Source organism: Mucilaginibacter sp. RCC_168, from assembly GCF_041355315.1.
Lineage (GTDB): Bacteria > Bacteroidota > Bacteroidia > Sphingobacteriales > Sphingobacteriaceae > Mucilaginibacter.
Map to the genome: position 1 here is coordinate 164,962 of NZ_JBFUPN010000014.1, position 10,907 is coordinate 175,868.

Consider the following 10,907-nt stretch of genomic DNA (forward strand, 5'->3'; position numbering starts at 1 on the left):
TAGCTATGTATCTCAACGTCCACTCCCAATATAGCCTCCGTTATGGCATCATGTCGATCCCGGCATTGGTGGAAGAAGCTATTGCGCGGGGCGTGACCCAAATGGTGCTTACGGATATCAACAATTCGACCGGCATTATGGAATTTATGCGGGAATGTGAAGAAAAAGGAATCAAGCCCATTGCAGGCATGGAATTCAGGCGGGATAAACGGCTGCTTTATTTTGGCATCGCCCGGAATAAGGAGGGCATGAAGGAATTGAATGATTTCCTGACGGAGCATAACCTGGAACAAAAGCCCTTACCTGATCTTGCGCCGGCATTTGTAAATGCCTTTATTGTTTATCCATATGGTCATCAGGAGCCGCTGAAGGAAAATGAATACCTGGGTATCCGTTATAATCAGCTCAATAGTTTATTCAACAAAGATCTCATTGGCATCAGGGAGAAACTGCTGGCTTTGCAGCCTGTCTTTGTCGCGGATAAAATTGAATACCGGTTACATGAATACCTGCGGGGCATCGATCTGAATGTAGTGCTTACAGAAGTCACCGCCGAAGACAAATGTGCGCCGACCGATATGTTTCTGGCACCCGGTCAACTGGAAGCGAAATTTTCGAGGTATGCCTTTATACTGGACAACACCCGCAACCTGATGAGCCGCTGTGAGATGGATTATCCGAAAGGGAGGGTAAACCTAAACCGCAAAACGTTCACCGGTAACAAGAAAAATGACCGGGAGCTTTTGGAGAAACTGGCACTTAGCGGTATGGAATACCGGTATGGCAAATCCAACAAAGAAGCATTGAAAAGGGTCAAGCATGAACTAAAGGTCATTTACGAACTTGATTTTTGCGCCTATTTCCTGATTACCTGGGATATTATCCGCTATTCCAGTTCGCAGGGTTATTACCATGTCGGCCGCGGTTCCGGGGCCAATAGCATAGTAGCCTATTGTCTTAAAATAACCGATGTTGATCCTATTGAACTGGACCTGTACTTTGAAAGGTTCCTGAACGCGCAGCGCACTTCTCCGCCTGACTTTGATATTGATTACTCATGGGACGAGCGGGAAGACGTGCAGGATTATATTTTTAAGCGCTATGGCAGTCAGCATACCGCCTTGCTTGGTACGATGTCAACCTTTAAAGACCGCAGTATTATCCGGGAGATCGGTAAGGTCATGGGTTTACCGAAGTCTGAGATCGACGGCTTTACGGACACTACGCGGATAGCCTTTAACCGGGATAACGAGGCCTTCAGAAAGATAACCGCTATCTATGAGCGAATGGCCAATATGCCCAACCAGCGTTCCATTCACGCGGGTGGCGTGCTGATCACTGAAGAGCCGATTACTTACTACACCGCGCTTGACCTGCCGCCCAAAGGCATGGCGACGGTACAATGGGATATGTACGAAGCTGAAAAGATAGGCTTTGATAAATATGACATCCTCAGCCAGCGAGGTATTGGACATATCAAAATGGCCGTTCAGCTGGTAGCAGAAAATCAGCAGCGCAAGATCGATATTCACCAGGTCAAGAACTTTATGAAAGACCCGGTAGTAAATGCCAATTTAAAGATCGGGAATACCAAGGGCTGCTTTTACATCGAGTCTCCGGCCATGATCCAGCTAAACCGGAAACTGGGTTGCGATAATTACCTGGTGCTGGTCGCAGCCAGCTCTATTATCCGGCCGGGTGTGGCCAGTTCGGGCATGATGGGCACCTATATCAAATATCATCATGCCCCCGATAGCGTGCAATACCTGCATCCCGTCATGGAAGAAATATTAAAGGAAACCTATGGCGTGATGGTTTACCAGGAAGATGTGATCAAAGTTTGTATTCATTTTGCAGGGATGGATGGGACGGATGCCGATATTTTAAGACGTGGAATGAGCGGCAAGTACCGGTCAAAAAAAGAATTTGACCGACTGGTGGAAAGGTTTCACCAGGAAGCGATGGCGCTAGGGCGGCCGGAAGACGTAGTGAAAGAGGTATGGCGACAGGTATCCTCTTTTGCCGGTTACAGCTTTTCCAAAGCACATTCTGCCAGCTTCGCGGTGGAAAGCTATCAAAGTCTGTACCTGAAAACTTACTTTCCAAGGGAGTTCATGGTGGCGGTATTAAATAATTATGGGGGATTTTATGACCGGGCACTATACGTACAGGAGTTGCAGCGGTCGGGAGGGATCGTACATCTGCCATGTGTAAATAACAGCGACGGCATTGTCAATATAATTGGGGTGGACGTTTACCTCGGCTTTGTAGGTATTCACGGTTTGAATGAGACCTTCATCGAATTGATACCTGAAGAACGCCGGAGGAATGGACTCTATCAGAGCCTGGAGGATTTTGTAAAAAGAACAGGGATCGGTCTGGAACATGCGATTACCCTTATTCGCGTAGGTGCGCTCCGGTTTACCGGGAAAAGCAAAAAGGAATTATTGTGGGCGATACATCTTTTACTGGGCGCTAAAGCAAAACCCAACAATAATGCGGAACTGTTTTGCCTGGAGGCAAAAAACTATTCCTTACCTGTACTGGTCAATACCCAACTGGAAAATGCTTACCATGAACTGGAACTGCTCGGTTTTCCCTTAAGTATGACCATGTTTGATTTGTTGCAGACCGAATATCGTGGCGAAGTCGGTGCCAATGATCTGATCAATCATGTGGGTCAGCTCGTAAGAATGGTCGGACAGTATATCTGTGAGAAAACCGTACATACCAAAAACAATCAGAAAATGTGGTTCGGCAATTTTTTGGATGTTGAGGGGAACACCTTTGATACCGTACATTTTCCAAACAGGACACCCGTTTACCCTTTTCGTGGAAAAGGATGTTATTTAATACTCGGTAAAGTGGTTGCTGAATTCGGATTTGCCAGCCTGGAGGTACTCAAATTTGCCAAACTGCCGATTTTGCCCAATCCCGTCATTTCTTAACCTGATATAAAATGGATAGAATCAATATAAAATGCCCGATAGAAGGCCAGGAATTAGAACTGCAATTTGACAAAAAGGCGATGCCGGGTGAAGCCGGTCCCTGTTTTATGATCACCGTAGGCGGCTGCTTCAAGGGTTATATCTCCAGGCAAAAAAATGGCACCTATCAGCCGATTGGCACTCCTTATTATACTGCGCAGGATCTGCAGGTTATAGGCGAGCATTTAAGAAAACAGATGTGGTGATTTCGCAACCGGATGTATTTCACAGGGAACGGTATTAAAATAGAAAACCCCGATGCACTTGCTGCCCGGGGCTTTCAACCTAAACCTTATCAATGCCCGCAAGGATGCAAGCATATAATGGTACAAAAATAAGCAAAAATTCCTTTAATGAGTGATCAGTGCAGCCGCTGGTAAATGTCGTCGCTGCTTTTTTGAGCTATTTCTCCGCAAATAATTGGCGAATCATCTCCAGCTTGTCCTCTGCTGCGGAAAACACCACGCTGTTAGAACACCAGTTAGGCATATATCCTGAAATTTGGGAAAACAAAAAACCCGCTGGGGGCAGCGGGTCTGTTAATTATCTTCTCAGCGTCCGGGCTTGCGCAGCTGGTAGCGCATGTAGTTCTGAAACTGACGCTCCATATCACGGCGCTCATCATTTTTTTTCATGCGGCGATAAACGCCCCAAAGGAAAAGCGCCCAAACCCCAAAGCCAACGGCATACAGCAGGAAGGGTGTTTTGGAATACAGGGCACCCATAAACGCACCGGTAGAAATAAAACAGGTAAATACCAAATAAACAAACGTTTTCATTATAGTAAATGATCGGATTTCCTTGCTAAGCAACCTCGGGCAAATTGGCAAAAGTACCCTCATGTTTTATATTTAAAGATACTAATTTAATTAGTTATTAGAAAGGGTTTTAACAAAAAAGTTTAATTGATCTCGTAAATTTTATTATTCAGCCGGGCCTGTTGCACATATCCGCGCAGGGTATCTACGAGGTCGGAGGCTGGAATTCCACGCAACCAAACAATGGGGGTTTCCGGGTCGGTACTTTTCAGCGTCAGGTTCATCAGCCCGCAGACCTGCAATAAAAACGGCTGCGTTAAAATGTAATCTTTCACACGATATAACTCAACCTGGTCGGTGCGCTTAAAAAAGATCCCCCGCCTGATGCGGATAATCTCCGGCGTGATGGTATAACAAATATGGCGGATAAACCAAAAGCGGTATAGCCCGAATGCGGCCGACAATAAACTGATCCACACCAGCCCCGGCCAGTAACGCCAGGCCAGCAACAAAAAGCCCAGGCTGCACAACATAAAGGCCATGACATGGACAAAGGCAAACACCGCAGCAGGCCGGATCGTGATCACCTGCGGCTCATCAATTATTATTGATTCCATAAAATAAAGATTAAATCAGATCAAAAGCCCGGCTTCCGCCTTCAGCTCGTCAAAAAAAGAATTATACACTTTGGGTTTGTCGGTGGCCACGCCAAACCGGACTCCCGCCGCCTTCTCAAAAGCCGCCAGGCTGAATTGTTCCTGGCTGAAAGAAAAATAATGTTGCCGGAAACTAACAACTACCTGTTCACCTTCGCCCAAATAAACCGACAAAGGCCAGCCCTTTATGGCAGCCGCCAGCTTCACATCAGCTATACCGCCCAGCACATCCAGCCCAAACAACAGCCGGAAGGCTTTACCTTCCAAATGCGCCCTGATCCACAACAAAACTGCCTCACTCACACCTGCCCCCAAACTCACGAACAGCAAATTTTCGGTTTGCGGAAAGGCAGCCGCCTTTTTGTTCAGCCAGGAAACGGCGTCGAGTGCCGAAGCGGACAGGATGACAAGCCGGACTTGCGAAAATTGCAAATTTCCCGCCAGCCAAAACCCATCCGTTACTGGTATCCGATGAAAAGCAAAACCATAGTGTTCCATTCCGTCACTATAAGGAAAGACCAGGTTACCCAAAGCGTCCGAATCATAAAATGGCCGGAAGAACCGTTGCACTTCCGGCCTGATACCTAAACGGGTAAAATAAGGGTGCATCAGCGGCTGATCGTTTCTGCCTGTTCCTCGTCCTCACCTTGTTCTGGGTGTGCAGTTGGCCCAGCCTGTCTTGCTTCCGCTTCTTTGAGTTTTTCCAAAGCCTTATGAAAGTTCTTGCCCGGTGCTGCCTCCTGCTTCTTGTTAAACAAGGCATTTAACCCTTTGAACAATATATAAGAAACACCGCCATCGATCAGCACGGAAGCGATCAAAGCCAAACGATCGGCACGTATAGCCTGTTTGTCTTTGGCAGAATACTGGATAGTCGTACCGTCTTCGGTCTCGACTTCTTTTCCTCTGCGGTAGTTTTTCTTTTGCTGCTGTGTCAGCGGGATGCCATTGATTTCATCCGGTGGAAATATCTTCCCGGTATCGACAGTAATAAACTCATTGGTATCCTTATCAAATTCGACCAGCACTTCGCGTTTATCGCCTTCACCGTCACTTATTGTTTTTACCACATTCACGGCTTCGCCTTTTTCCAGGCTTTCAATTTCGGTATCCGTCAGGTATTCCGGCCTTTCGGCGAATTTATAAATCGGGTGCGCCAAGAGATCCACACCACCACTTTCATTGCGGCGCAGCGATAGCTTCGCATCCAATGCCGGGATATGCAAACCCTGCTGTTCCAGATTTTCCAGACGCAGCATATCCGTCCGGCGACCATTCAGCAAAGCTGCCAGGTCGTCATCATCGATGTGCAGGACATTCCAATCGGCCAGCCCTAATTTTTGAAGTTCCTCCATCGGGAGTTCCTCCCTTTTGAATTGTTGTTTTATCATAGCGTATTAGCGTTCTATCTGGTATTGATCATCCAGGGATTGTTCAACAGCCTCGGTTTCATAATAAGCAGATTCGTCAGTGGAAATACCCCGGCTGGAAGACACTTCCTGTGAGTTATTCCGGGCATCCAGCAACTCGTTAAACAGTACATCTTTCGAACTCATTTTGAACTTGCGCTCACTTCCTAAATCCTGCATCTGGTAAACGTTGTTCTTCTGGGCCTTAACCACTTTAAACTCGGTGCCGTTATGGGGGATGACCTCGCCTTCGGTGAGTTTGGTGAGATCGATCTTCGGTGTATCTATTTGAGTTTCCGCTACTCTTCCAGCCTCCGTTTCTGACTGCTGTGTTTGTTCGACTTCCTGTTTTTCCTCGATCTGCTGCTCAAATCCTAAAATTTTATCCACGATCTTTTGCGCATCGGAAGCGGCTTTAAACAATTCGGCAGGGTCTTCTTTCATCATCACCGACCAGCTTTGCACATAGCCAACATGGTCATTCAGGCTATACGGTAAATTCAGTTCCTTGCTCAAAAACAGAGAAGCTAAATTAGTGCGCAGTTCCTCACTGATCATGCCGCCCGGATCATTACCGGCCTGCGGACGGTCCAGTGCTTCCACCGCATTGGTGCGGTGCGCCAACTGGTGCAGCGCTTCGGCATAATATTGTTCCGGGCTGGCAAACTGCTCCATTTCAGGGATAATGATCGCATCCAGCTGGCGGTCATAAAACATATCCTCACCGCCATTTTCGATCACCACCTTGCTATTATCCAGGATCACCTGGGCACGTTCAGCGGGTGAAAGGATGTTAGGTTCTTTTTCCCATTTTTCAATATTGCGCATCTGCTCGCCGTTGAAGAGCCAGGCATCGACCTGTTTGGGTTCCTCCAGCCTGATCCGTTCAGTGCGCTGCCTGCCGTTCTCTTTTAAAACAGGCTGGCCGTCACCGTCCACCATTTTTTGGTATTCATAATTGGACATAAACTGGATTAGTGAGCCGGTCGCGCCTTTGACCACCGCCGTATGGTTACGGTTGGCCTGATTGGAGGTGCCCCAGCGCGGGTCGTCCCGCTTCTGCATTAAAAGGATCAGCGCCGACGGACCGGCATAACGGTGGCCGCTTTCGATGTTGAACGGCAATGCCGAGTTTGAATTGTTGTTTGGCCGTTGAAAGATAGAAGTTCCGGCTTTCAGGTCCGCGATCATTTTTCCTGTGATCTGTTCGGACAGGGGTTTAAAAGGTGCACTCATGGTTTTTCCTTATTTAATTTGTTAATTGATTATTCATTAAGCCCCGCAGAAAATGCAGCGGGTTGACAGGAACCTGTCTGTAGCTGACGCTGAAGTGTAAATGCTCGCCGGTCACGCGGCCGGATGAACCCGTAATGCCCAATGGGGTACAGGAATTAACGGAATCCCCCGCTAAGACAAAAACCTGCGATAAATGGCCGTACAGCAAACTAAAGTCATCGCTTGTCAGGCGGATATGCACACCCGTCACCGGGTCATAGCCGACAAAGGCAACGCGGCCCGGCATCACCGCAAAAACGGTATCATGCCTGGCCTGGAGATCAACGCCAGAATGAAAACAGAACCGCCCGGTGACGGGATGAACCCTGCAACCATAGCCTGATGTTAATACCATGTGCCGCAGGGGCAAAGCCAGCAAGCAGCAGTAAAATAATTTAATCACCGTTCGTATTGGTTAGAAATGTCGCGCGAAATTTTATCTTTTAAGACTTCGACGCACATAGGTTGAATAGCCGGGAAGTCACGGGCCGTCTGCATGGCTTTGATTTTTTCAGTCACATCGCCATAGCGAACCAGCAGCTCCACACTCCGCAATACCTTGAACTCCAAGGACGTCTTGTCCTGTAACAGGTTCACGAGGTTATCCTGTATTTGATCCGAACGCAGAAAAGTAAACAGGGCATCGGCGGAAAAAAGCCCGACCTTATCCCGGAAGTCAACATAAATATTATCAAGGGCGATGTCGGCTTCGCAGATCACGCCGACCTGGTTGCGCTTGCCCAAAGGATCACATTGCAGTTCAGGGTGTACAAATACCACAACTCCCCGCAGCTTGTCATTTTCGAGCGACCTTTTAGTTGAAACAAAATCGTCCATTTTATTTATCGGCCTACGCTATAGTCCTGCTTCAATCCCAGTTCTTCTTCCAGCGAAGCCATGCTATAGACCAGCATCGCTGGGTTATCGCGCGAGATTTCAATCGCCTGCCTGTGATCCTTCGTTAAATGTGAATTGGCGAGCATACCGACCCTCAGCAGGTCTTTAAAGTTCTTTGTATTCATTTTCAGATGGTCCTGCATGGTGTCAAAATGAATACTGGCGGGCTTTTTCAAAACCAGCAATGCATCGGCCGAAAACAATGCCTGCCCATCATTGCCAAAGCTGACGATGACGTTATCGTTTTCGATCTCTGCGGAGGCAATGATGCCAATCTGATTCTTTTTTTCGGCAGGGTCGGTCAGTAATTCAGGGTGTACCAGCACTAAGGTGCCGGAGAGTTCGTCGTGTTTGTTCATGGAAAGTGTTTTAAGAATGATCTACTGGATTATTTAGGCCGGGTGATCGGCTTCATGCTGCCTTTGGGCAGCACCTGTACTTGCGGGATCGGTTTGCGGAAGCTTTCGACTATGGCATCGACCTCGCTGTTGATGCGCATAAAGTTCTCCCGCAGAATTTCGTCCTTGCGCCCCCCGAAGTCATAATAGACGGGCAAATCTCGGTATCCCGCTTCTTCGGCGGAAAGCTCAGCGGCGTTCAAATTCACTTTACAGTTAATGGCCGATGTTTCAAACTTGCCGGTGTACACTTCCTGCACATCCGCCGCGATCAGGCCAACCATTTCCCCCGTATTCAAGGAGGCCATTTTACCCGCAGGGATCAATGGCTCCAGCTTTTCCTGTAAGGAAGTGGATGTTTTATTGCGGTCAATGGACAGGCTTTCGCCTATTTGTTTGTTTTTACCAAATATCCGTTCCAGCCAATCGAGGGTCTCCTTATTCCGGACGGAACCGGCAAGCACATTGCCCACTACTGCGGTAATGGTAGCAGCAGTATCTTTACCGTAGTGCTGGTTAAACTGCGGTAATTCTTGTAAACCCATCAAAATTGCAACCTTGTTCGACCGCGCAACTGCTTGCAGGTTGTCAATCTTATAAATATATAAAGTTGGAATTTCGTCAATGATCAGCGCCGATGGCAAATTGCCCTTACTATTGATCAGCTTGGTCAGGCGGTTCATCACTACCGAATAGCAGGCCGAATTGATGTTTTGTGTACTCGGATCATTGGCTAGTACGACAATGCCTGGCGAATTCTTGTCGGAAATCTTCAGGTTAAAATCATCGCCGGAGAAAACCCAAAAAGTTTCTTTCGTTGCCAAACGGGATATAAATATTTTCAGCGTACCGATCTGCCCCTCTAATTGTGGAAATGCTTTGGCGACATAAGCGGTTTTAAAAGGCGATAACAATGAAACCAGTTCCGGTTCCGAAAACAACGTATTAAAAATATCCTCATATGAATGGTTCAGAAAGGATAATACATGTGGTAAGCTTGAATATTTACCACAGGCGTGTTTACTAAAAAAATAAACACAGGCCGCTAAGAAGTTAACCGCAGACTGGGTAAAGAACTGGTCGCTGCCGCCGCTTTTGTCGCCCTTTTTCATGGCTTCTACCAATCCCTCCGCGCTTTCTGAAGCATCCGCTAAGGTTTTCAGGTAATCACTCCTCCAGGGATTGGTACGGCGGCTGCGCTCGACGTCATTTAAGTTAATGACATGGAAATCATAGCCTTTGCACTTTCCCCGCTGTTTGGCCAATAGATAATGGTAATAGGCTATTTTTCCTAAATCGGGAAACTTATAATCATAGACACAGCAACAAAATTCCTTGGCTATCAATTGCCTGATAAAGGGGTTAACGATACCAAAGGACTTACCGGAACCTGGGGTACCTATCAGAATTGTAGCCCGGAACGGATTTACCAGGTTAATCCACCCTTTCCGGACTTTGCCCTTGAAATAAAACAACATCGGGATATTCACCGAGTAAGGTGTGACGATGGCTTTTACAGGCTGCATAAAACTTTCGCCTTCGACATTCCAGATATCTTTGCCCAAACCGGACCGGATCATTTTGGAAACGTTATCCATCGATACGCTGATCAGGATAGCCCCGAACAGCGAACAAAGCATATAGGCCAGATCCCACCAACTGGTATATATGAATGCTAAGGCACCAACCTGCCCGTACAAAAACGCCGCACCAAAAAACAGCAACAGCCCTAAAGCCAGCGGGTAAAGGATATGAAGTTTCGGGTCAAGTTCCTGTTTCTTCTTGGCTAAAGTGCCAATGCTGACCAGGCAGATCAAAAAGAGTGTAGCCAGCTTACTGTACAGCAAATTACTGTAAATGACGACATGACTCAGCTTTTCTATCGGCCCATAAAAAAAGCCCCAGAACGGGGCTTGCTTATAAACAAAGATGGCGGCTTCGAGCGCAATGGACACATAGATGAGGCATTGCATAAAACCGTGAAGCTTATGCTGCTCGTGGGTTTCTTCCATAACAAAAATTGAAAAAAGTAAAATTCAAAGGTTAAAGCGTTCGATACTTGCAACCGTATCATGGATCGCGCCGCCGTGACTAAACAAGGCAATGCGCTCCAGTGAAAATTTCCTGCCCGCCCCCATCACGATGGAGTGGTAGCCAAAGGTGATTACGATACCGCCCGGCGACAGGCAGCGGGGTATTTCGTCTTTCAGTTGCCGGAACGGGCTGCAAATATTGCCTTTGTACAACTCCATGCTTTTCCTTAGTGCATAGGGAGGGTCAAGTAAAACCGTATTAAACATTTCGCCTGACCAGTTTCGCAAAAGTTCTAAAGCATCGAGATGATAATCGGCAGGCATAACCGGATCAAGGTCATTCCTGACCTCATCCACATCGGTCAAGGTCGGGCCTGCAAACAGATTGAGCACCCGGCCCTCGCAGCGCTTTTCCACCCATTGCCTTACCGGTTTAACTGAAAAAGTATAGCGGTGCAGAGGGCACCGCAAATGCTCAAAAAAGATCATAGAAA

12 protein-coding genes are annotated in these 10,907 nt (G+C 47.4%); 2 read left to right on the forward strand and 10 right to left on the reverse strand.

Features of this window, described 5'->3' with window-relative positions; genetic code table 11:
* The first annotated feature begins 5 nt into the window (after positions 1–5).
* Together AB6735_RS15140 and AB6735_RS15145 are read left to right on the forward strand one after the other, a co-directional pair.
* Positions 6–2,948: a DNA polymerase III subunit alpha gene (locus tag AB6735_RS15140; RefSeq protein ID WP_370996689.1), complete on the forward strand. Its 2,943-nt coding sequence runs from the start codon at positions 6–8 to the stop codon at positions 2,946–2,948.
* Between the two features lie 11 nt (positions 2,949–2,959).
* Positions 2,960–3,193 (forward strand): hypothetical protein, encoded by a 234-nt coding sequence (locus tag AB6735_RS15145; RefSeq protein ID WP_370996690.1) that lies wholly within the window; start codon positions 2,960–2,962, stop codon positions 3,191–3,193.
* A 345-nt stretch (positions 3,194–3,538) separates the two neighbouring features.
* Here the strand turns inward: AB6735_RS15145 and AB6735_RS15150 are convergent, their stop codons facing one another.
* The 10 genes from AB6735_RS15150 to AB6735_RS15195 form a co-directional block, all read right to left on the reverse strand.
* Positions 3,539–3,766 carry a hypothetical protein gene (locus AB6735_RS15150; protein ID WP_345955252.1) on the reverse strand — a complete coding sequence of 76 codons (228 nt, stop codon included), beginning with the start codon at positions 3,764–3,766 and terminating at the stop codon, positions 3,539–3,541.
* Between the two features lie 122 nt (positions 3,767–3,888).
* A complete protein-coding gene (locus tag AB6735_RS15155; RefSeq protein WP_370996691.1) occupies positions 3,889–4,362 on the reverse strand; it encodes a PH domain-containing protein in 474 nt (157 codons plus the stop codon).
* A gap of 15 nt (positions 4,363–4,377) precedes the next feature.
* On the reverse strand, positions 4,378–5,010 hold the full coding sequence (locus AB6735_RS15160; protein WP_370996692.1) for a hypothetical protein: 633 nt from the start codon (positions 5,008–5,010) through the stop codon (positions 4,378–4,380).
* Positions 5,010–5,792 (reverse strand): DUF4099 domain-containing protein, encoded by a 783-nt coding sequence (locus tag AB6735_RS15165; RefSeq protein WP_370996693.1) that lies wholly within the window; start codon positions 5,790–5,792, stop codon positions 5,010–5,012. Before AB6735_RS15165 ends, AB6735_RS15160 begins: the two co-directional genes overlap by 1 nt.
* A gap of 6 nt (positions 5,793–5,798) precedes the next feature.
* Positions 5,799–7,046, reverse strand: a complete 1,248-nt coding sequence (locus AB6735_RS15170; protein WP_370996694.1) for a zincin-like metallopeptidase domain-containing protein — start codon at positions 7,044–7,046, stop codon at positions 5,799–5,801.
* A 13-nt stretch (positions 7,047–7,059) separates the two neighbouring features.
* Positions 7,060–7,440, reverse strand: coding sequence for a M23 family metallopeptidase (locus AB6735_RS15175; protein ID WP_370996720.1), 381 nt, complete (start codon positions 7,438–7,440; stop codon positions 7,060–7,062).
* A 44-nt stretch (positions 7,441–7,484) separates the two neighbouring features.
* A complete protein-coding gene (locus tag AB6735_RS15180; protein ID WP_370996695.1) occupies positions 7,485–7,922 on the reverse strand; it encodes a hypothetical protein in 438 nt (145 codons plus the stop codon).
* A gap of 5 nt (positions 7,923–7,927) precedes the next feature.
* On the reverse strand, positions 7,928–8,341 hold the full coding sequence (locus AB6735_RS15185; protein ID WP_370996696.1) for a hypothetical protein: 414 nt from the start codon (positions 8,339–8,341) through the stop codon (positions 7,928–7,930).
* Between the two features lie 29 nt (positions 8,342–8,370).
* Entirely contained in the window at positions 8,371–10,392 is a 2,022-nt protein-coding gene (locus tag AB6735_RS15190; RefSeq protein ID WP_370996697.1) for a type IV secretion system DNA-binding domain-containing protein, read from the reverse strand.
* Between the two features lie 24 nt (positions 10,393–10,416).
* Positions 10,417–10,902 (reverse strand): hypothetical protein, encoded by a 486-nt coding sequence (locus AB6735_RS15195; RefSeq protein WP_370996698.1) that lies wholly within the window; start codon positions 10,900–10,902, stop codon positions 10,417–10,419.
* Positions 10,903–10,907 lie beyond the last annotated feature (5 nt).